The 20,541-nt window shown below is 72.1% G+C and carries 22 protein-coding genes and 1 pseudogene; 15 read left to right on the forward strand and 8 right to left on the reverse strand.

Going from position 1 to position 20,541, the window contains the following annotated elements; genetic code table 11:
* Positions 1-75: 75 nt before the first annotated feature.
* The gene (locus ACIQMV_RS05545; RefSeq protein ID WP_402591362.1) at positions 76-2,205 is read right to left on the reverse strand and encodes a prolyl oligopeptidase family serine peptidase; all 2,130 of its coding nucleotides are present in this window, start codon (positions 2,203-2,205) and stop codon (positions 76-78) included.
* Between the two features lie 198 nt (positions 2,206-2,403).
* Here ACIQMV_RS05545 and ACIQMV_RS05550 point away from each other — a divergent pair, with 198 nt between their 5' ends.
* Positions 2,404-2,598, forward strand: coding sequence for a hypothetical protein (locus ACIQMV_RS05550; protein WP_030419064.1), 195 nt, complete (start codon positions 2,404-2,406; stop codon positions 2,596-2,598).
* A 63-nt stretch (positions 2,599-2,661) separates the two neighbouring features.
* Here the strand turns inward: ACIQMV_RS05550 and ACIQMV_RS05555 are convergent, their stop codons facing one another.
* Complete coding sequence (locus ACIQMV_RS05555; RefSeq protein WP_402591364.1) at positions 2,662-3,033, reverse strand: peptidase inhibitor family I36 protein; 372 nt, start codon at positions 3,031-3,033, stop codon at positions 2,662-2,664.
* Between the two features lies 1 nt (position 3,034).
* Complete coding sequence (locus ACIQMV_RS05560; protein ID WP_402591922.1) at positions 3,035-3,274, reverse strand: DUF397 domain-containing protein; 240 nt, start codon at positions 3,272-3,274, stop codon at positions 3,035-3,037.
* Positions 3,275-3,277: 3 nt separating this feature from the next.
* On the opposite strand from ACIQMV_RS05560, the pseudogene ACIQMV_RS05565 reads away from it, so the two are divergent.
* From ACIQMV_RS05565 to ACIQMV_RS05575, 3 genes and pseudogenes are all read left to right on the forward strand, one after another.
* Positions 3,278-3,400 (forward strand): annotated as a pseudogene (locus ACIQMV_RS05565) (ATP-binding protein); the annotation flags it as partial.
* 222 nt (positions 3,401-3,622) lie between these two features.
* Complete coding sequence (locus ACIQMV_RS05570; RefSeq protein ID WP_402591366.1) at positions 3,623-4,561, forward strand: helix-turn-helix domain-containing protein; 939 nt, start codon at positions 3,623-3,625, stop codon at positions 4,559-4,561.
* Between the two features lie 52 nt (positions 4,562-4,613).
* Positions 4,614-5,231, forward strand: coding sequence for a Uma2 family endonuclease (locus ACIQMV_RS05575; protein ID WP_402591368.1), 618 nt, complete (start codon positions 4,614-4,616; stop codon positions 5,229-5,231).
* Between the two features lie 109 nt (positions 5,232-5,340).
* Here the strand turns inward: ACIQMV_RS05575 and ACIQMV_RS05580 are convergent, their stop codons facing one another.
* Positions 5,341-5,697 carry a hypothetical protein gene (locus ACIQMV_RS05580; RefSeq protein ID WP_402591370.1) on the reverse strand — a complete coding sequence of 119 codons (357 nt, stop codon included), beginning with the start codon at positions 5,695-5,697 and terminating at the stop codon, positions 5,341-5,343.
* A gap of 193 nt (positions 5,698-5,890) precedes the next feature.
* Here ACIQMV_RS05580 and mshB point away from each other — a divergent pair, with 193 nt between their 5' ends.
* The 9 genes from mshB to ACIQMV_RS05625 all read left to right on the forward strand — a co-directional run bounded on the left by mshB (position 5,891) and on the right by ACIQMV_RS05625 (position 15,065).
* Positions 5,891-6,805: an N-acetyl-1-D-myo-inositol-2-amino-2-deoxy-alpha-D-glucopyranoside deacetylase gene (gene mshB / locus ACIQMV_RS05585; protein WP_402591372.1), complete on the forward strand. Its 915-nt coding sequence runs from the start codon at positions 5,891-5,893 to the stop codon at positions 6,803-6,805.
* Positions 6,802-7,218 carry a DUF6113 family protein gene (locus ACIQMV_RS05590; protein ID WP_141358711.1) on the forward strand — a complete coding sequence of 139 codons (417 nt, stop codon included), beginning with the start codon at positions 6,802-6,804 and terminating at the stop codon, positions 7,216-7,218. The genes mshB and ACIQMV_RS05590 overlap by 4 nt, the downstream gene beginning before the upstream one ends.
* A gap of 159 nt (positions 7,219-7,377) precedes the next feature.
* Positions 7,378-9,600 (forward strand): hypothetical protein, encoded by a 2,223-nt coding sequence (locus ACIQMV_RS05595; protein WP_402591374.1) that lies wholly within the window; start codon positions 7,378-7,380, stop codon positions 9,598-9,600.
* A 465-nt stretch (positions 9,601-10,065) separates the two neighbouring features.
* Positions 10,066-10,470, forward strand: coding sequence for a peptidase inhibitor family I36 protein (locus ACIQMV_RS05600; protein WP_172632855.1), 405 nt, complete (start codon positions 10,066-10,068; stop codon positions 10,468-10,470).
* 300 nt (positions 10,471-10,770) lie between these two features.
* A complete protein-coding gene (locus ACIQMV_RS05605; RefSeq protein ID WP_401773359.1) occupies positions 10,771-11,469 on the forward strand; it encodes a hypothetical protein in 699 nt (232 codons plus the stop codon).
* Positions 11,470-11,579: 110 nt separating this feature from the next.
* On the forward strand, positions 11,580-12,509 hold the full coding sequence (locus ACIQMV_RS05610) for an ABC transporter ATP-binding protein (protein ID WP_402591377.1): 930 nt from the start codon (positions 11,580-11,582) through the stop codon (positions 12,507-12,509).
* A complete protein-coding gene (locus ACIQMV_RS05615; RefSeq protein WP_141358700.1) occupies positions 12,506-13,246 on the forward strand; it encodes an ABC transporter permease in 741 nt (246 codons plus the stop codon). Before ACIQMV_RS05610 ends, ACIQMV_RS05615 begins: the two co-directional genes overlap by 4 nt.
* Positions 13,247-13,251: 5 nt before the next feature.
* Entirely contained in the window at positions 13,252-14,454 is a 1,203-nt protein-coding gene (locus ACIQMV_RS05620; protein ID WP_402591923.1) for a sensor histidine kinase, read from the forward strand.
* Entirely contained in the window at positions 14,451-15,065 is a 615-nt protein-coding gene (locus ACIQMV_RS05625) for a DNA-binding response regulator (RefSeq protein ID WP_401773363.1), read from the forward strand. The genes ACIQMV_RS05620 and ACIQMV_RS05625 overlap by 4 nt, the downstream gene beginning before the upstream one ends.
* A 60-nt stretch (positions 15,066-15,125) precedes the next feature.
* Here the strand turns inward: ACIQMV_RS05625 and ACIQMV_RS05630 are convergent, their stop codons facing one another.
* Positions 15,126-15,977, reverse strand: coding sequence for a transglutaminase-like domain-containing protein (locus ACIQMV_RS05630; RefSeq protein ID WP_141358697.1), 852 nt, complete (start codon positions 15,975-15,977; stop codon positions 15,126-15,128).
* Positions 15,978-16,006: 29 nt separating this feature from the next.
* Positions 16,007-17,092 carry a GNAT family N-acetyltransferase gene (locus ACIQMV_RS05635; protein WP_402591924.1) on the reverse strand — a complete coding sequence of 362 codons (1,086 nt, stop codon included), beginning with the start codon at positions 17,090-17,092 and terminating at the stop codon, positions 16,007-16,009.
* A 140-nt stretch (positions 17,093-17,232) separates the two neighbouring features.
* On the opposite strand from ACIQMV_RS05635, the gene fdxA reads away from it, so the two are divergent.
* Positions 17,233-17,553, forward strand: a complete 321-nt coding sequence (gene fdxA, locus ACIQMV_RS05640; RefSeq protein WP_100568222.1) for a ferredoxin — start codon at positions 17,233-17,235, stop codon at positions 17,551-17,553.
* A 113-nt stretch (positions 17,554-17,666) separates the two neighbouring features.
* A complete protein-coding gene (locus ACIQMV_RS05645; protein WP_402591380.1) occupies positions 17,667-18,788 on the forward strand; it encodes a bifunctional succinyldiaminopimelate transaminase/glutamate-prephenate aminotransferase in 1,122 nt (373 codons plus the stop codon).
* A 99-nt stretch (positions 18,789-18,887) separates the two neighbouring features.
* Here the strand turns inward: ACIQMV_RS05645 and ACIQMV_RS05650 are convergent, their stop codons facing one another.
* Positions 18,888-19,259 carry an ATP-binding protein gene (locus ACIQMV_RS05650; protein WP_402591382.1) on the reverse strand — a complete coding sequence of 124 codons (372 nt, stop codon included), beginning with the start codon at positions 19,257-19,259 and terminating at the stop codon, positions 18,888-18,890.
* 231 nt (positions 19,260-19,490) lie between these two features.
* Positions 19,491-20,501: a heavy metal transporter gene (locus ACIQMV_RS05655; RefSeq protein WP_141358690.1), complete on the reverse strand. Its 1,011-nt coding sequence runs from the start codon at positions 20,499-20,501 to the stop codon at positions 19,491-19,493.
* Positions 20,502-20,541 lie beyond the last annotated feature (40 nt).

Here is a 20,541-nt window from a genome sequence, read left to right on the forward strand (position 1 = left end):
ACGGCCCGGGACGGGGCCGGGGCGGCGTGTCGCGTGCCCCCGGCCCCAGGCCCGTGTGCGGTGTCCCGCCGGCGCTCAGCCGAGCCCGAGGGAACGCTTGAGGAAGTCCACCTGGAGCAGCAGCAGGTTCTCGGCGACCTGCTCCTGCGGAGTCATGTGGGTGACCCCGGACAGCGGCAGCACCTCGTGCGGGCGCCCGTCGGCGAGCAGGGCGGAGGACAGCCGCAGGGCGTGGGCGACCACCACGTTGTCGTCGGCCAGACCGTGCACGATCATCAGCGGCCGGTGCGGCTCGGCGGGCGAGGACAGCCCGTCGTCGGTGACCAGGGAGCTGTGGGCGTACACCCCGGGAGCCTGCTCCGGGTCGCCCAGATACCGCTCGGTGTAGTGGGTGTCGTACAGGCGCCAGTCGGTGACCGGGGCGCCCGCGATGCCCGCGTGGAAGACGTCCGGGCGGCGCAGCACGGCCAGGGCGGCCAGGTAGCCGCCGTAGGACCAGCCGCGGATCGCCACCCGGTTGAGGTCGAGCGGATACGTCTTGGCAAGGTCCCGCAAGGCCTCGATCTGGTCGTCGAGGGTGACCGTGAAGTCGTGGTGGACGGCCTTCTCCCAGGCGGGGGAGCGGCCCGGGGTGCCGCGGCCGTCGGCGACGACCACCGCGAAGCCCTGGTCGGCGAACCACTGGGAGGTGAGGTGCGCGTTGTGCGCGGCCGCCACGCGGGAGCCGTGCGGGCCGCCGTAGGGGTCGAGGAGGACGGGCAGGGGGGCGGAGGCGGCAGTGTCACGGGGGTAGTCCGTAGGCATAAGCACGGCGCACGGGATTCTGCGTGCGCCCCCCTGGGTGAGGGTCACGCGCGGGGACAAACCAGGATCTTCCGCGTGGGAGCGGATGGTGGCCACCGTCCGGCCCTCGCGCACCACCCGCACCCGGGCGCCCGGCCGGTCGAGCGTGGCGGAGACGAGGACGGCCACGCCCCCGGCGCGCACCGCCGTGTGCACACCGGGCTCCTGGCTCACGCGCTCCACGCCCAGCTCGTTGACGCGGTAGACGTGCACCTCACCGGTCTCCGGCTCGGCCGCCTCCTCGCCGGCCGAGGCGGAGACCAGCACGTCGTCGTCCGACACGTCCAGCACGGCCCGCACGTGCAACTGCGCTCCCGTGAGCGGTCGTTCACCGACCGCCAGCACCCGCGCTCCGCCTTCGTCGGCGAGTCGCACGAGCTGCCCGGAGGGGGACCAGCACGGCACTCCGGGGAAAAGATCCAGCCAATCTGGATCTTCGTCCGCGTGCACCATACGGGTCGCGCCGGACTCCGGGTCCACCGCCAGGTACAGCTGGCTGCGCTGGTCGCGCGCCTGTACGAGAAGCAGTGGCGCCCCTGCCGCTGACCAGTGCACATGAGCCAGATACGGGTAACGGGACCGGTCCCAGAGGACCTCCGTGCGGGTCCCGTCCAGGCCGAACACGAACAACTGTACGTCCGCGTTGGGGGTGCCGGCGGCCGGGTAGGGGACGCGGCTCGGCTCCCGCCCGGGATGCGCCGGATCGGAGATCCACCACCGCCGCACCGGCGTGTCGTCCACACGCGCCACGAGCAGCCGGTCCGACTCCGGCGCCCACCAGAAGCCGCGGGAACGGTGCATCTCCTCGGCCGCGATGAACTCCGCGAGGCCGTAGGTGACGCCCTCGGACTCCGGTTCGGCGAGCGCCCGGTCGCCGTCGCCCTCGGCACCCACCACCCGCAGGGTCCCGTCGGTGACGTAGGCGACGTGCCGTCCGTCGGGGGACGGACGAGGGTCGATCACCGGTCCGGGGACGGGCAGTTCGCGTGCCGTACCCGCTTGCAACTCGGCCGTGAAAAGCCGCCCTGACAAGGCGAAAGACGCCAACTCCGCGGCGGTGTCGGTGGCGTAGCCGACGATGCCCGCGCCGCCCTCGCGGCTGCGTTCGCGGCGGGCCCGTTCCTCGGCCGAGAGGTGCTCGGAGGCGCCGCCGAGGAGGGTGCGCGGGTCGGCGGCCATGCGCTCCGCGCCGTCGCCAAGATCGAGCACCCAAAGGGAGTTGGCCCGGTCGGTGCCGGATCCGGAGCGCAGGAACACCACGCGGGAGGCGTCGGGAGCCACGGTGAACGCGCGCGGCGCGCCGAGCGTGAACCGCTGGGTCCGCGCGTGCCGTCGGGGGAAGGAGACAGGCTCGGTCGTCATGCCATGACCATATTGGCCATGCGCCCCCTTGTGCGGCCGTGCGCCGACCGATGCGCGCGTGCGGATAGTTATGATCGTTAGCGCATAGTGGGTATGAACCTGCTGCCCGCTGTGTGGATTTATCTGCCCCTCATAGTCCGACGACCCCCGATACCCCCGACACCCCCCGCGTCCTGGGATCTTTGGAGGTGAACCGCCGTGGCACTCTCGATTTCGGCGGTGGTGCTGCTGGCGATCATCGTCTTCTTGCTGATCAAGAAGTCGGGCCTCAAGGCCGGCCATGCGGTCGTGTGCATGCTCCTGGGCTTCTACCTGGCGTCCTCCACGGTCGCCCCCACGATCAGCGAACTCACCACGAACATCGCGGGGATGATCGGCAACTTCAAGTTCTAGTCCCCGTGGGCTGTGCCCTCGGTGGTGGGGCGGCACCTGCCCCACCACAGGCGGGTGTCCGCCTCAGCAGCGGATGGCGCTCGCCGGCAGGGCGGAGCGGAAGTCGCCACGGAGGTCCTTGAGCCCCTCGTTGGGCTGGATGATCACCCTGGTGCCCATGTAGTCGTCCTTGCTCCACACGCACCAGGACTCGTTGGTGCGGTTCCATGCCGAGCGTGCCGAGGGCAGGTTCTGCCGCTTCACGTCGTCCGTCCCCTTCACGTAGCTGCCGCGGCGGCCGGTGCCGTTGGAGAACTCGTAGAGGCAGAAGTGGTCGATCGCGCAGACCGCCGCGGCCGATGCCGGGGCCGAGGAGGGGGCCGCCGGACCGGCGGGCAGCAGGGCGGCGGCAGCGGTCGCGGCCACCATGGCCCCGACGGTCAGGAACTTGCGCATGTCATCCCTTTCGGAGTGCGTACCGGGCATGAAAAGGATCACCAATCGGACGCAATGCCGCCAATTCCCTGAAAGGGTGGCATTTCTGCAGAGTTGTTCTGGAATGGTCACCGGCTGCGCGCTCCGCCCTGTCAGTCCTTGAGGCGTACGACACGAAGCGGGTCCAGGACTCCGGCGTCATCGCGAGCCGGGGGCCCTCGATGTACTTCGAGTCGCGGACGTGAACCGTGCTGGAGGCGATGGCGACGCCCTCGCCGACCGCTGGGGCGTGGCCGAGGAGCGTTTCCCGCGCAAGACCATCTGGGCCGAACTGCGCCTGTCGCCACCGGAACCCGCGCCCACGGGTTCCGGTGCCGCCGACGGCTGAAAGCAAAGGAACGAGGGAGAAAGAACCCCCACCAAGCCCCACCCCTCCCGCCCGTGGCCCGCGCTCACTCGGGAGGGTGAACATCCCCGGCGCGGCTGGATTTCACAGCCCCCGGCGGCTCTACGCTCAGCCCAGCACGACAACCGCAGACATGCGACGGCCCCCGCCGGGACGGCAATCCCAGTGCGAGGGCCTGACCACCGAGGAAGAGGCAACTTCCCGATGGGTATCCAGAACCCTAGCGTGCCCTCTCACGCCCAGTTCCGTATTGCGGGCGACAAGGACCCGAACCGGGACCACCACACCGGTGGACTGGTCCACGACAACACCCGCCACACCACGCGCTTCACGGTGATCGGCAACCACCTGGCCCAGCACCGCGAGCTGTCGCTGCTCGCCATCGACCTCGGCGTGCACCTCCAGTCGCTGCAGAAGGGCGCCCGCGTCGACATCAAGACCCTCACGGCGCGCTTCCCTGAGGGGGCCACCCGTATCGGCGCCGCCCTGCGGGAGTTGGAGGCCCACGGTTACCTGCGCCGCGTCCGCGAACGCGTGCCCGGCGGCCGTATCGTCACCCGGACGATCTCCTGCAACCAGCCGGCCGCAGGCCGCCGTCACCGCGACGAAGCGCCCCACACCGCGCCCGACGCACCGCACCGCCCGGCGACGACAGAGCCGAAGCGGGAGCAATGTGAGAAGCAGGCGGCGCGCGAGATGGGCCGGGCACGCGAGAAGCGCGCTCCCCGCAAGCCGCTTCCCGGTGTCCCGCGCCCCGCGTACCCCGCCCCTGCCCTCCTCAAGGCGGCCTCCGACCTCCTCGGGGGCCTCCGCCGCCACGACTCCCGCCTCCTGCTCTCCGCCTGCGACACGGCCCACCTGGCCCCGGGAGTCGCCGCCTGGCTGGAACGTGAAGTGGGCCCCGCCGCCGTACGCCATGCCCTGACCGCCGATCTCCCGCCCGAGGGACTGCGGCGGCCCGCTGCCGTTCTGGCCCACCGCCTCGCCGCCCAGCTCCCGCCGCCACTCCCGTTCCGCGCCCCGGCCGCCCCTCCGCCCGTGCGGCATCCGCTCCAGACCTGCGCGGGCTGCGACCGCGCCTTCCGCGCCCCCGAACCCGGCCGCTGCCGCGACTGCCGAACCGATCTCCAGGAGGACGCCTAGCATGAACGTGACGATCCTTGCCCCTGGGCACAGACGACGAGGAGCGAGCGCCATGGCCGTCGTACCGGACAACGCGAAGCAGGGCGGCTCCCACCTGTACCGGGCCATGCGCGACTTCGTTCAGTCCGCGGACGACACGCTGCCGGGCAAATTCGAGATCACCAGGGAAGGGATCGTCCACGACAGGATGTCGCCCAGCGGCCGCCACGAGCTGACCGCACTGCGGCTCCGGAAGCGCCTGGAAAAGGTGATGCCGGAAGAGATCGTCGCCCATACCGGCGAGCCCGACGTGGAGAACGAGCCCGAAGGCGTCATGCGCCGCCCGGACGTGATGGTGATCGCCGAAGAGGACATGGACACCGAGGGGTCCATCGATCCCCGAACGCTCATCGCCGCCATCGAGATCGTCTCCCGTTCGAACCCGAGCAATGACTGGGTGGGCAAAGCGCGGGACTATCCGCTGCTCGGCATTCCCGTCTACGCCGTCTTCGACCCGCGCACCGGCGAAGGCGCCGTCTTCACCGATATCCACCCCACCCCGGACGGCCCCCGCTATGCGACCCGCAAGGACTTCGTCTACGGCGAGGACGTCACCATCGGCGACTGGACGATCTCGACGGACGGGCTGCCGCGCTACCAGGACGAGAGCACAGCGGCAGCCGATGCGTGAGCACTCGGACCGATACCGTCGGCGGTGAACAATCAGGCTGATCGCGCTCACGCCACGCGTGGCCACAGCCAGAGCCGGCGTATCAGCCCGTTCCAGCGGCCCGCTGCTGTCAGAGGCCGGCGCAGATGCCCCTTGCCTTTTGGAGGGACTGCTTGCCCTCCTTGTCGATGTCATGGATCCGCTCATAGCCCAACATCACTTGCATGACGGCTTCCGCGAGTGGCTTGTACTGACGGTCGCCCGCGGCTGCCGATGCCGAAAGGTCACTGGCGCCCGCGAGCCGGTGCATCGACACGTCGAACTCCGACCCATTGGTCTCGAGCTTTGCTTCATCCAGTCGATCGAGGGCGCGGCACGCATCGCGTGCGTCGTCTGCCGGGGCAGACGCACTGGTCCGGCTGTCACCGCTGAGACCCCATGCCGCGCCCACGGTGCCTCCGCCGGCCAAGAGGCCGATCACCAGCACGGCGACCAGGATGCCGACAGGGCGACGGGGAGGCACGGGTACCGCGGAGGCCGACCGGACGGGAGAACTGCATTGCGGCTGGGTCGACATGGTGCCAACTTACGGCGTGCACATGTCTAATGGATCACGTTGCCACCGGTGATCGCCGACGCCGCAGCCGGGCGGCTCACCGGCCCCTCGTAGGGTTGGCCCCATGACGGAACGGGCCGCTCGGCGGCTGATGCTGGTGCACGCGCATCCCGACGACGAGTCGATCAACAACGGCGCGACCATGGCGCGGTACGCGGCCGAGGGCGCCCTGGTGACGCTGGTGACCTGCACGCTCGGGGAGCTGGGCGAGGTCATCCCGGAGGAGCTGCGGCACCTGGAGGGGTCGGCCGGGCTCGGGGCGTACCGGAGGCAGGAGCTGGCCGCGGCCATGCGGGAGCTCGGAGTCGAGGGCTTCCGGCTGCTCGGCGGGGCCGGGCGGTACCGGGACTCCGGGATGATGGGGCTCGCCGACAACGACGACCCGGACTGCCTGTGGCAGGCCGGCCTCGACAGCGCCGCCGAACACCTCGTCGCCGTGATCCGGGAGGTGCGCCCGCAGGTCCTCGTCACCTACGACGACAACGGCGGCTACGGCCACCCCGACCACATCCAGGCCCACCGGATCGCGATGCGCGCCGCGGACCTGGCTGCCGACCCCGCCGTACGCCCCGACCTCGGCGAGCCCTGGCGGATCGCCAAGGTGTACTGGAACCGCGTCCCGCGTCCGGTCGCCGAGGCCGCCTTCGCACGGCTGAAGGACGACCTGCCGGGGCTGCCGTTCGACGAGCCGGCGACGATCGGCGACGTTCCCGGAGTCGTCGGCGACGAGCGCGTCACCACGGCGGTCGACGGCAGCGCGTACGCCGCCGCCAAGACCGCCGCGATGGCCGCGCACGCCACCCAGATCGCGATGGCCGAGCCGTACTTCGCCCTGTCCAACCAGCTCGCCCAGCCGCTCTTCACCACCGAGTTCTACGAGCTGGTGCGCGGGGAACCCGGAGCCGGGAAGGGGGAGCGGGAGACCGACCTGTTCGCCGGGATCGATCTGTTCGCCGCGGCCGAGAAGGAGGCGTCATGAGTTCAGAGGGAGGGGGCCCGATGCTCGCGCAGCCCCTCAAGCCGCCCTCCGCCGGGCGGGCCGCCGCGTATCTCGGGCTCTTCCTGCTCGGCGCGGTGGTCGCGGTCGCGGGCGCCCTGGTGCAGGCCGCCTGGTTCCCCGGCGGGCTGCTGCTCGCGCTCGCGGGCGCCGCCGGGCTGTTCCTGGGCGGGGCCCGGGCCGCGCGCAGCCGGGGCGGGGCCGTGGCGGGCGCGGCCGGCTGGGTGGTCACCGTGTTCGTGCTCACCGCCGGCCGCCCCGAAGGCGACTTCTTCTTCGCGGCCGCGAGCGGCTCCTATCTCTTCCTGCTCGGCGGCATGGCCGTTGCTGTGATCTGCGCCACCCTTGCGCCGGGGCGGCAACGGCACGACCGCGACGCCCGACTTGGCAAGTGACGTACCACTTCTTCCCGTGGGACCGGTGCGTGTCCGGTGGGGGTTTACCCAGCGGTCCTGGGATAAGGGCCCGGAGTGGCCAGTATGGTGGTGCGCGCGCCGCCGAGCCGCCCGCACTGAGGTCGTAACGTGCGGCGGAGCCAATCGGGAGAACCTGCCTTGAGTCGTGAAACTGACACTCCGTCGTCCGGGCCCAACGGGCGCGGCGGAGCCGCCTACCCCTCGGGGACCCCGCCGTACGGAATCCCGGCGGTCTCCGACGACCGTGCGGACGCGGGCCGTTCGGCCACGCAGCCCGAGGAACGCAAGACGGAGACCACGCTGACGACCCGGATCCGGATCAACATCCCCGGATCCCGGCCGATCCCGCCGGTCGTCGTGCGTACGCCCGTCTCCTCGGAGGGATCCGAGAACAGCGCCCAGGACACCGGCGGCGAGGCCCAGCAGCCGCCCGCCCCGGCGCCCGAGGCCGCCGTCGAGCCGCCCGCCGAACCCGCGGCACCGGCCGAGGAGAAGGTGACGAGCGACTGGTTCGCGCCCCGCAAGCCCCAGGCGAACAAAGGCGGTCAGGGCGGCGGCTCCACCAACGGCGCGGGACTGCCGGGCGGTTCGGGCGCACCCGCGGCGAACGGTTCGGGCCCCGGCGCCTCCGGTCCGGGAACCTCCGTCCCCGGGTCCTCGGGCGCCGGCTCCTCCGTTCCGGGCTCCTCCGGCGGGGCCCGCCCCGGCGGCGTGGTCGGCTCCATGAACGTGCCCGGCGCGGCCAACGGCTCCCGCCCCGGCTCCACCAACGGCGCCGGGCTGCCCGGGGTCACCGGCGGCCCCGTCGCCCCCGGCCACGGCGGCGGCACCGGGTCCTTCGACGTCACCGAGGCGCTGGCCGCGGGCCCGCTCTCCGGCGGCCCCCGCCCCGGCGACGAGCCGCGCCGCGAGGACCTTGCGTACTTCTCCGACAACGGGCACGACGGCCGGGGCGGCCCGAGCGGCACCGGCGGCCTGGGCGGTCCGGGCGCCCCCGGTGTGCCGGGCGGCCCGCAGGGCCCCACGGGCCCGACGGGCGGCCCCGTCACCGGCGACGGACCGCTGCGGCCGCCCGGGGTCGGCGCACCCGCGGGTCCCGCCGCGGGCGCGGGACACCCGGCCGGTGCACACGGCGCGCACACGGCGCGCTCCGGCGGCGGTCTGAGCGACGACACCGCGGTCCTCACCCCGCAGCAGCAGGTTCCGGAGCCGGGCACCCCCGGTTACGGCGCCCGGCCGGACAACGTCTCCGGGAACACCGTCACCAGCGGCATGCCCGTGATCCAGCCCGGTCCCGGCTCGCCGTTCGGGCCGGAGGCCGACTGGAGCGGGCCGCAGGCGCACATGCCGCCGGGACTGTCCGAGCCGGCCCCGCAGAGCGCCGCCGCGGCCCCCGCCGCGCCCAAGGCCAAGAAGAAGGGCCGCAACAAGCTCGTCCTGCTCTGCGGCGCCGTGATCGTCGTCGCCGGTGTCGCCTACGGCGCCGGGCTGCTGATGAACCACTCCGACGTGCCCAAGGGCACCACCGTGCTCGGCGTCGACATCGGCGGCGGCACCCGTGACGACGCGGTCAAGAAGCTCGACGACGCCTTCGGCGGCCGGGTGAACCAGCCGCTGAAGCTGTCGGTCGAGGGCAGGACCGTCACCCTCAAGCCCGACCAGGCCGGGCTCCAGTTGGACACCCAGGCCACAGCCAGCTCGGCCGCGACGAGCGACTACAACCCCATGTCGGTGATCGGCTCGCTGTTCGGCAACCACCGGGTGATCGAGCCGCGGATGCCGGTCGACGAGGAGAAGCTCCAGGTCGCCCTGCAGAGCGTCTCGGGCGGCGACGGGTCGATGACCGAGGGCGGCATCAAGTTCCAGTCCGGCAAGGCCGTCGCCGTGTACGGCAAGCCGGGCAAGGGCATCGACGTCGGCGGCTCGACCCGGCTGGTCCAGCAGGCGTACCGCACGCAGGTGGAGACGGGCACGGCCACGCCGGCCCAGCTGCCCACGGTCACCAAGCAGCCGACAGTGTCCAACGCCGAGGTCGACCGGATGATGAAGGAGTTCGCGGAGCCGGCGATGTCGGGCATTGTCGCGATCGAGGCGGGCGGGGTGGAGGTCAAGTTCAGCCCCCAGAACTCCCTGTGGAGGTTCCTCGCCGTCAAGCCGGTCGGCAACAAGCTGGTCGAGTACTACGACAAGGCCGCGCTGAAGGAGCTGTACGGCGGCGCCTACGACAGCGTGCTGATCACCCGGGGCAACGGCAAGAAGACCCCCGTGACGCCCGAGGACGTCATCGGTGCTATGCACAAGGCCCTGCTCGGCAAGACGGCGGCGGACCGGGTCGGTGTGATCGAGACCAACCCGAGCTAGTGCGGTGACCGGAGAGGTTCACCGGCTCGCGGCGCCCGGCACGGCACTCCCCCAGCCTTCGGCCGGGGGTACCCCCACGCCGCGTTGTCGCATCACCCGAGTACATCCCGTACGTGGGCAATGCTCCGCCTTGCGATGTTCCCCCACTGCCTGAAGGGCGTGGGAGGTGCCCCCAGCACCGGACGCCGTGAGCTTCCCGGCAAACCTTTCCGGCCGCAGCACTGGCGGCGAGCAGTTCGAGGGGGCGTCCCGGTCCATGGCCGGGGCGCCCTCTGACGTTCGGAGGGCATCCGGATGCTGCTTGCGAATGACCGAAATTGATCCCTCCTGTACTTGTGTGACCCCCTAGGATCACTCCGGCGCATGGGCCGAACCAAGTTCACCCCATGGGGTCGGGGATTCGTTGTGCGCTCATTCCAGCGCCCTGCCGACTTCAGTGGGTATGAGGACAGGATTGGTGAGTGGATGAGCGCAAGGAAGAAAGCCCTCGTGGGGCTGGCGAGCGCGGCGCTGGTTCTGGGATTCAGCGGCACCGCCTTCGCCGGCAGTTACAACGGTGTGTGTGAGTCCTCGGGTGGTGGCGAGGTGTGCATCTACAGACTCGCGAACTACAGCGGCGGCCTGTACGACACGCTCTACAGCAAGCCCAACTACAACGGCAGCACGTACTACGGCACCAGCACCCTCATCGACAACACCATGTCCTCGGTGAAGAACATGGACCCTGACACCTTGGTGTACTTCTACCAGTACTCCGGTTACACCGGTAACCTCACCGCCATTCCCCCGGGTGAACAGATCAATCAGGTACCCAACGACAACACGGCGAGTTCGCACTGCTTCGGCTCGAACTCCGCCTGCCCGAACTGAACGCGACGATGCGCCCCTTTCTCGGGGCGCATCCCGTTCGGAGCTTCTCCAGCGAAGAAAGCGTCTGAATTGATGCGGAAGAGCTCAGTGGCCGTCGGCGTTGCCGTCCTTTCCGTCGTGGTGCTGTCGGCATGTCAATCGGGTGGCCGGACGGGGAGCGAACCCGAGATCTCTTCCTCTCCGGTCACGAAGACCGTTGCCGGTGTCCCGGCGCCGGTCCTTCCCCTTGATTCCTATGGCGTCAGCGCGGAGCAGCGAGCCGTTCTCGACCAGGCCGTCGACGAACTGGCCGGTACGTGCATGAAGGCGAAGGGATATACCTGGCCCGCTCGTCCGAAGCGGCTGGGCGTGGCGCGTTCGGCCAATGAGCGGCGCTACGGGGTCACCGACCCCGGCACCGTGCGCGTGTACGGCTATCACCTGGCTCCGCCGGCCGGCGTGACCGCCGAGCAACTGGCCGAGGAGACGCGGCAGGAGAAGAAGCGCAAGGCCCTCATGACGGATGCGCTCACCAAGGCCTACACCGGCCGTGACGGGGCGACGACCGGAACGAGCCTCACGGGCGGCTGCCGCGGCGAGGCCCTGAAGCAGCTCGGCCTGCTCCGGCTGGAGGCGTTGAACGCCGTTGACCTGGCGCAGCAGCAAGGATGGAAGCGTACGGAGGCGGACAGCCGGGCCAAGGCCGTGAACGCCAAGTGGAGTGCCTGTATGAAGAAGGCCGGCCACACCTACGCGGATCCCCATGCCGCCGCCGGCGACCCGGCCTGGTGGACCGAGGGCGAGGGAGACTCCGCCGCCCTGAAGAAGACCCGTGCCGCCGAGATCGCCACCGCGGTGGCCGATGTGAAATGCAAGCAGCAGGTGGACTACGTGACGGTCTGGCAGTCCGTCGAGACCACCTACCAGAACAAGATCATCGAGGCCAACAAGCAGGACCTCGAAGACGTTCGGCAGCGGTGGCAGAGCGCTCTGCGGAAGGCGGCCCAGGTGCTCCGCTGAGCTGAGCCGGCGGCCGGCCGGCCGCCGCGCGGCGCCATGACATCTGTCATGCGGTAGTCAGGACCGCCGACACTGCCCGGCGCCCCCGCCCGTCGGCCAGCATGGCGGCCATGACGACAACAGCGGAGCGAGCCGGCACCACCACGGTGGTGGGGTTCGACCAGGTGACCAAGAGTTACGGGGACGTACGGGCCGTGGACGGGCTGACCCTCGCCCTGCGTCCGGGCGAGACCGTGGCCCTGCTCGGCCCGAACGGCGCCGGCAAGTCGACCACCCTCGACCTGCTGCTCGGCCTCCGGCAGCCCGACAGCGGCACCGTCAGCGTCTTCGGCACCAGCCCGCGCGAGGCGATCGTCGCCGGGCGCGTGGGCGCCATGCTGCAGAGCGGCGGGCTGATGGAGGACGTCACCGTCGCGGAACTGGTGCGGCTCGCCTGCGACCTGCACCCCAAGCGGTACAAGACCGCCGACGTGCTGGCCCGGGCCGGCATCTCCCGGATCGCCGACCGCAAGGTGAACAAGCTCTCCGGTGGGCAGGCCCAGCGCGTCCGCTTCGCCCTGGCCACCGCCGGCGACAGCGACCTCGTCGTGCTGGACGAGCCGACCACCGGCATGGACGTCTCCGCCCGCCAGGCCTTCTGGGCCACCATGCGCGAACAGGCCGACCAGGGCCGCGCGGTCCTGTTCGCCACGCACTACCTGGAGGAGGCCGACGCCATCGCCGACCGGGTGCTGGTGCTGCACCGGGGACGGCTGCTGGCCGACGGCACCGCCGCCGAGATCAAGGCGACGGCGGGGGCGCGACGCGTCTCCTTCGACCTTCAGGGCCCCATCGACGAGGCCGCCCTGCGCGGTCTGCCCTTCCTGACCTCGATGACCGTGAGCGGGCAGACCGTCCGCTTCCAGTCCTCCGACGCCGACGCGACCGTGCACGCCCTGTACGGGCTCGGCGTCTACCCCCGCAACCTCGAAGTCGCCGGGCTCGGGCTCGAGCAGGCCTTCGTCGCCATCACCGAGGCCGAGGAGGCCAGGCAGTCGTGAACAGTCTGATCCGGCTGGAGCTCGCCCGCGCCCTGCGCAACCGCAAGTTCCTGTTCTTCTCGGTGCTCTACCCCTCGATCCTCTTCCTGATCATCGCGGGCAAGGCGGACGGCGTCACCAAGGTCGACGGCACCGGCCTGACCGTCCCGACGTACATGATGGTCTCCATGGCCTCCTTCGGCGCGCTCACCGCCGTGCTCATGGGCAACAGCGAGCGCATCGCCAAGGAGCGTGAGAGCGGCTGGGTACGGCAGCTGCGCCTCACCCCCCTGCCCGGGCGCGGCTACGTCCTCGCCAAGACCGCCGGCGCCGCCGTGGTCAGCCTGCCGTCCATCGTCGTCGTCTTCGTGGTCGCCGCCGCCGTCAAGCAGGTCCGCCTGGAGGCCTGGCAGTGGCTCGCCCTCACCGGCGCGATCTGGGCCGGCAGCCTGGTCTTCGCCGCGCTCGGCGTCGCCATCGGCTACCTCGCCACCGGGGACGCCGTCCGCCCGATCACCATGATCATCTACTTCGGTCTGTCCATGCTCGGCGGTCTGTGGATGCCCTCGACCACCTTCCCGCGGTGGCTTCAGGACATCGCCGAGTGGCTTCCCACGCACGCGTACGCTGCACTGGGGCGGGCGATCGAGGAGAGCCAGGCCCCGCACGCGAAGGACATCGCCATCCTCGTCGTCTTCTTCGCCCTGTTCGCGGGCGGCGCGGCCTGGCTGTACCGGAAGGACACGCTGAAGGCGTGAGCGCCATGACGGAAGACCTGCGGCCCGGCGAAGCCCGCGCGGACCGGCTGATGCGCATGGGGGAACCGCCCCGGAACGGGGGCGAGGCGCTGCGCAAACTGGTGTGGATCCTGCCCTGGCTGATCTTCCTCAGCTCGCCGGTGCACGATCTGGTCTCGGGCGCCCACACGGCCGCCGCCACCGCGGCCGGCTGGGCGGGCCTCGCGGCCTTCACCGGCACCTATCTGACGCTGGTCTACCGGAACATGGGCCGGCCGTTCTCCGGGGCGGTCGTCGGCTGGCTCGTCGCCGTGCTCGGCGCGCTCTCCGTCGTGCTGTGCCTGACCCTCGGTTCACCGTGGATCGGCCTGTTCGTGTACGTCTCCGTGGCCTGCGGCGCGACGAACCCGCTGCGGATCGCCTACTGGACGATCCCGCTGACCACGGCCGTGATGCTGCTCGTCGCCCGGCACACGGGCGCCGAGGGCGAGTGGACCCTGTTCCTGCTGGTGATGCTCGTCGGCTTCGCGATGACCGGCGTACGGCAACTCGTGCGCACCACGATCGACCTGCGCAAGGCCCGCGCCACCGTGGCCCAGCTCGCCGCCAACGAGGAGCGGCTGCGCCTCGCCCGCGACCTGCACGACCTGCTCGGCCACTCACTCTCGCTGATCACGCTGAAGAGCGAGCTGGCCGGCCGGATGCTGCCGGACCACCCCGACAAGGCGGCCCAGCAGGTCGCCGACATCGAACAGGTCAGCCGCCAGGCCCTGGTCGACGTCCGCGAGGCCGTCACCGGCTACCGCCGCCCCCGCCTGCACGCCGAACTGGCGGGCGCCCAGGTGGCGCTGACCGCCGCCGACGTCGCCGCCGACGTGCCCGCCGAGCCCGACCTGCACGGCGTCCCCGAGGAGAGCGAGTCCGCGCTCGCCTGGGCGCTGCGCGAGGCGATCACCAACGTCGTACGGCACAGCGGCGCGACCCGGTGCACCGTCGACCTGGTGCGCCGCCAGACCCTGGACGGGCCGTTCCTGGAACTGTGCGTCGAGGACAACGGCTCGGGCGGCTCCGGCAGCGTGGGCAAGGGCCCCGGCAACGGTCTGACGGGACTGGCCGAGCGCCTGGGGAAGGCGGGCGGGCAACTGGAGGCGGGGCGCGCCGGGCGGGGCTTCCGGCTCGTCGCCCGGGTGCCTCTCGCCTCCCCCGCGGACGTAGGATCCCCGGCATGAGCCGAACGATCAAGGTCCTCCTGGCCGAGGACCAGTCGATGGTCCGCGAGGCACTGGCCGCCCTGCTCGGCCTCGAGGAGGACATCGAGGTCGTCGCCCAGGTGGCGCGCGGGGACGAGGTCGTGGCGGCGGCGCACGCCCACGGCGTCGACGTGGCCCTGCTCGACATCGAGATGCCCGGCTGCACCGGCATCGAGGCGGCCGCCCGGCTCCACAAGGATCTGCCCGCGGTGAAACTGGTCGTACTCACCACCTTCGGCCGCCCCGGCTATCTGCGCAGCGCCATGGAGGCGGGCGCGGACGCGTTCCTGGTCAAGGACGCCCCGGCCGCGCAACTCGCCGCGGCGGTACGGAAGGTCCTCGGCGGCGAGCGGGTCATCGACCCCACGCTGGCCGCGGCGGCGCTGGCCGAGGGCGCCAACCCGCTGACCGACCGGGAGCGCGAGGTCCTGCGCGCCGCGGCCGACGGCTCCACCAACGCCGAGCTGGCCGCGGCCCTCCACCTGTCCCAGGGCACGGTCCGCAACTACCTGTCGACCGCGATCCAGAAACTCGCGGTGCGCAACAGGACGGAAGCGGTGCGCATCGCACGGGAGAAGGGCTGGCTGTAGCAGCGCTCGCCGGGTGGGCCGGGCGGCCGCGCGAGCGCCCCCGGCGGCCTCGGCCCGGCTTCAGTTCAGCAGGGCCCGCGCGGCCCGCGCCTGCCCCCGCACCTGCTCGGCCGCGGGCTCGTCCACCGCGCCCACCACGTCGGCGTACGCCTCCAGCTCCCGGGCCCCGCCCACGAAGTCCCCGCGCTGCACCAGCAACTGCGCCCGCTCGTAACGCAGCCGCGCCGGATGCGACGGCAGCAGCAGCGACAGCTCCACCGCCCACAGCGCCACGTCCGACCGCTCGGGCCGTATGGCCGCCCAGGCCCGGATGTTGTTCAGGATCCGGGACACGACCTCCGAGGGAGAGGCGGGCACCAGCATCGACGGGTGCAGCGGCGCGCCCGTCGCCCCGACCACCAGCAGTTCGGCGTCCGCCCCCGTGAGCACCCGGCCCCCGTCGAACGGGTCCGCGAGCACCTGCTCCCCGGCCTCCCCGAACCCCACGACGAAGTGCCCGGGCAGCGCGACCCCGTACACCGGCGCTCCGGCCCGCCGCGCGACCTCCATCCACACCACCGACAGCAGGATGGGCAGCCCGCGCCGCCGCACCAGCACCTCGTGCAACAGGGACGACTCCAGCCGCTGGTAGTCCGCCGCCGAGCCGTGGAAGCCGTACCGCTCGCCGAGCAGTTCGCACAGGGCCCGCGCCCAGTCCCGCGGCCCGCCCGGCCGGTACGGCAGCTGCCCCGCGAGCCGGTCCAGCTCCAGCTGCGCCGCGTCCATGCCGGCCTCGTCCAGCGCCCCGTCGGCCGCCGCGCCCACCAGCAGGCACAGCGTCGCGAGGTCCGGCCGCTCGGACCGTACCTCCTCGCCGAACCACCGGCGCACCGCGGCGGACCGTTCCGGAGACGGCGGATGCAGGGGACGCATAGCAGGCTCGTGCCCTTTCACGACGATCCCTACGACGGACGAGCGCCGGAGTTTCGCGGGGGCCCCGACGGGAGCCCCGGCGCGGACTCCGCCCGTGACGGCCGCGGGTGGCCGCCGTCGCCGGATTCCGGGGCGCGGTAGTGGTGGTACGCGTGGTGCGCGCCGAAGCCCATTCCGGCGTACAGCGCCCGCGCCGCGGCGTTGTCGCTCTCGACCTGGAGCCAGGCCGCCGACGCGCCCTCGTCGAGGGCCCTGCGGGCGAGCGCGGCGAGCACGGTGGTGGCGAGCCCCCGTCGCCGCAGCGCCGGATCCACCTCGACTGCGGCGAAGGACGCCCAGCGGCCGTCGACGACGCACCGTCCGATCGCCGCGGGGACAGCGCCCTCACCGGGCACCGTCGCGAACCACACCGACGGCCCGCTGCCGAGCACCTTCAGGGCCACCTCGCTCACCCCCTTGCGCTGGTACCGCGCAAGCCACGCCTCGTCGGCCGTGCGGGACAGCACGACCTCGGAGCCCTCGGCCCGGTCGGCGACCGGCGCGAGCGCCCCGATCCACAGCTCGGCGGTCACCTCGCGCACCCAGCCCCGCCGTTCCAGCTCCGCGCACAGCAGTTCCTGCGTGCCGTCGGCGCCGGTGGCCGTCTGGATGTACGCGGGCAGGCCGCGCTCGCCGTACCAGCGTCGTACGGCGGCCAGGGCCGCGTCGAGTGGAAGTCCGGGATCGCCGAGCGGCAGCACCGAGTTGGCGCGGCGGGTGAATCCCGCGGCCGCCCGGAGTTCCCACTCGCCCAACGGCTCGCTCTCCACCGGCCGCCAGGCCCGCGCCGCCGCGCGCGCGAGCTCCTCGTACGTGGCCACCGGGCCCCGCCGCCGGGCCGGTGCGGCCGGTACGACCTTGCCCGCGACCAGGGAGGACTCCGCGATCCGCACGGTCTCGCCACTCTTTCGTGTGATCAGCAGCACACCGTGGTCCCATGATGTGAGAACTCCGACCGTGTCGGTGAACTTCTCACCCGGCGCGCCAGGTTCGCTCAAGCGCCGTATGGAGACCCGTTTGCCCACGTCAGCAGCGGTGATTCGGACCTCGAGGCGTCCTGAAGCCGATATTTCCACAGGTCTGTTCACCCCTCCTGTTCGGATCATGCCCCAGAACGGAGATACTAGGGGCGGGCATCGACGACGCCGCGCTCCCGCGCGCCAGGCGGCGGAGCCTGTGGAGGCCCGCCAGCGCCCTATCGAGGAGGAACGACAGCGTGACCTACGTCATCGCGCAGCCTTGTGTCGACGTCAAGGACAAGGCGTGCATCGAGGAGTGCCCGGTCGACTGCATCTACGAGGGCCAGCGGTCCTTGTACATCCACCCGGACGAATGCGTCGACTGCGGAGCCTGTGAACCGGTCTGCCCGGTCGAGGCGATCTTCTACGAGGACGACACTCCCGAGGAGTGGAAGGACTACTACAAGGCCAACGTCGAGTTCTTCGACGAGCTCGGCTCTCCCGGTGGCGCCAGCAAGCTGGGGCTGATCGAGCGCGACCACCCCATCATCGCCGCGCTGCCGCCGCAGAACCAGTAAGAGCGGCCCGCCTTCGCGCCGCCTCGGTCCCGTACGGCCTGATCGCACTCCAGCGCTCCGCCCGCCGCACGGGACCGAGGCGTTTCCCGGACCAGAAAGTGAGCCTGATCCCCGTGTCCGCACTCTCCGACCGGCTCCCCGCCTTTCCCTGGGACAAGCTGGAGCCGTACAAGAAGACGGCCGCAGCCCATCCGGACGGCATCGTCGACCTGTCGGTCGGCACCCCGGTGGACCCGGTCCCCGACCTGATCCAGAAGGCGCTGATCGCGGCCGCGGACTCCCCGGGCTACCCGACGGTGTGGGGCACGCCCGAACTGCGTGACGCGATCACCGGCTGGGTCGAGCGCCGCCTCGGCGCGCGGGGCGTCACCCACCGGCACGTCCTCCCGATCGTGGGCTCCAAGGAACTGGTCGCCTGGCTCCCCACCCAACTGGGCCTCGGCCCCGACGACAAGGTCGCCTACCCGCGCCTGGCCTACCCGACCTACGAGGTCGGCGCCCGCCTGGCCGGCGCCGAGCACCTCGTCTACTCGGCGACACCGGGCACCGGCGTACCGGGCCCCACGGAGCTGGACCCGGCGGGCCTGAAGCTGCTGTGGCTGAACTCGCCCTCCAACCCCACGGGCCAGGTGCTGCCCAAGGAGGAGCTGAAGAGGATCGTCGCCTGGGCCCGCGAGCACGGCGTGCTGGTCTTCTCCGACGAGTGCTACCTGGAGCTGGGCTGGGAGGCGGACCCGGTCTCGGTCCTGCACCCGGACGTGAACGGCGGCTCGTACGAGGGCATCGTCGCGGTCCACTCGCTGTCCAAGCGCTCGAACCTGGCCGGCTACCGCGCCGCCTTCCTGGCCGGCGACCCGGCCGTCCTCGGCCCTCTGCTGGAGATCCGCAAGCACGGCGGCATGATGACCTCGGCGCCGACGCAGGCGGCGGTCGTGGCCGCGCTCGGCGACGACACCCACGTCCGCGAGCAGCGCGAGCGCTATGCCGCCCGCCGCACGGACCTGCGCCGGGCCCTCCTCGCCCACGGTTTCCGCATCGAGCACAGCGAGGCGAGCCTCTACCTGTGGGCCACCCGCGACGAGTCCTGCTGGACCACGGTCGCCCACCTCGCCGAACGAGGCATCCTGGTCGCCCCCGGCGACTTCTACGGCCCGGCGGGCGCGGACTTCGTACGCGTCGCGCTGACGGCCACGGACGAGCGGGTCCGCGCCGCGGTGGAGCGCCTGGCCGCGTAGTCCGCGACGGCCGTACCCGCGTCCACGCGCGGACGGGCTCCGCACGCCGACGGGGTCCGGGGAGAAGACCCCGGACCCCGTCGGTCGTTCGAGGGGCGCTCAGCCGAAAGGCAGACCGGGGACCGGCAGGGACTGTGTCGGCAGCCCGCCCTTGGCCGCCTTGTTCGTGGCGCCGCCGAGGAGACCTCCGGCGGACCCCGCCGCGTCGCCCGCCGCCTTCCGCGCCGTCGGCGTCGCCTGCTTCACGACCTTGCCACCGGCGTCGCCCGCGACCCCGGCGACGTGCTGCGCGGCGCCGTCCACGGTGTTGCCGACGCTCACCCCGTCCAGGGCGGTCAGCCCACCGAGGTTCGGGGCGGCCGGCAGCTCGGGGGCAGCGCTCGCGGCTCCGGCCGCACCGACCCCCGCGGCCGCTCCCGCAGCGAGGAGCAGCGCGGCACGGGCGATCCGGCGGGTCAGGGGGAGGGACATGTTGCTCCTTCGACGGAGGGAACGGACGCTCTGACTACCGCTCGAAGTCCGCGAAGGTTGCGGCGGGCCAACGTAAAGAGTTGGTAACGCGTCGCATTATCGGGTACGCGTAAAACCGGACAAAGGGCGCTCGGTGCTCGCCGGAGGGCGGCGGCAAAACCCCTTGCCGCCCCTGCTCCCAAGGGCTCCGGCGCCCTTGGGAGGGGTGACACGTCGGGGTGAGGACCCGTACTAACGCCCGGTCGTGGTGATGAGGACCGAGCCCGCCGCCCGCTCCGCTCCGGCGGCACCCCGTGTCTGCGCCGTCCGCCACCGGCTGTCGGTCATCCCGGCCGTCCACTGCCAGCCGCCGTAGGAGACCTGCTCGATGTGCAGCGCGGAGGCGTTGGCCACCGCCCAGTGCGCCAGCTGCCAGCCGCGCTGCCGCGCGCCGCGCCCGGCGGCGGCCGTGTCGTCGGGCACGGGCACCGTCACGGTCCGCCCGTCCCCGCTCGCGGCCTGGCTCGGGGTGGGCGTCGGCGACGGCTTGCCGCCGACCTCCGCGCCCGCCTCCTGCACCACGTCCCGGCCGAAGTCCCGTACGAGCGCGGCACGCACCGCGTCGGGTCCGCTGGTCCGGGTGGGACCCGGGCGGCCCCGGCAGGCCAGCGTGGCCCCGGAGCGCCCGGTGAGCGCGGCGGCGAGCAGCGTCGCGTCCGGCTCGTGCTTGGCGTACGCCTGCGGGAATCCGCTGCGCTGCACGCGCTGTGCGGCCACGGTCAGCGGCAGCCGCGTGTAGCCGGGGACCTTGTTCAGGTGCTCGTAGAAGATCCCCGCCGAGTAGGCCGGGTCCATGATCTCCTCCGGCGTGCCCCAGCCCTGCGAGGGCCGCTGCTGGAACAGGCCGAGGGAGTCCCGGTCGCCGAAGTCGATGTTGCGCAGGGCGGACTCCTGGAGGGCGGTGGCCAGCGCGATGGTCACCGCCCGCTCGGGCATGCCGCGCCCGGTGCCGACGGCCGCGATCGTCGCCGCGTTCACCGCCTGCTCCGGTGTGAACCGGTACGACGCGCCGTCGCCCTTGCCGGAGACGACCTCGCAGCCCGGGCCTCCGGTGCCTCCGGTGAGGTACTGCACCGAGAGGTAGCCCGCGAGCCCGAGAAGGACCACGACGGCCGCCCCGAACCGGAGGAGGCGGCCACGACGCTTGGATGAGGGGGGAGGGTGCGGCACGCCTACAAGGTACTGGAGGCCGGCGGGACGCATGAGGCAGGTGTGAACAACGCGCGGCGACGTACGGGCGGTT

This window comes from Streptomyces sp. NPDC091412 (assembly GCF_044756885.1).
In the GTDB taxonomy this organism is placed as follows: Bacteria; Actinomycetota; Actinomycetes; order Streptomycetales; family Streptomycetaceae; genus Streptomyces.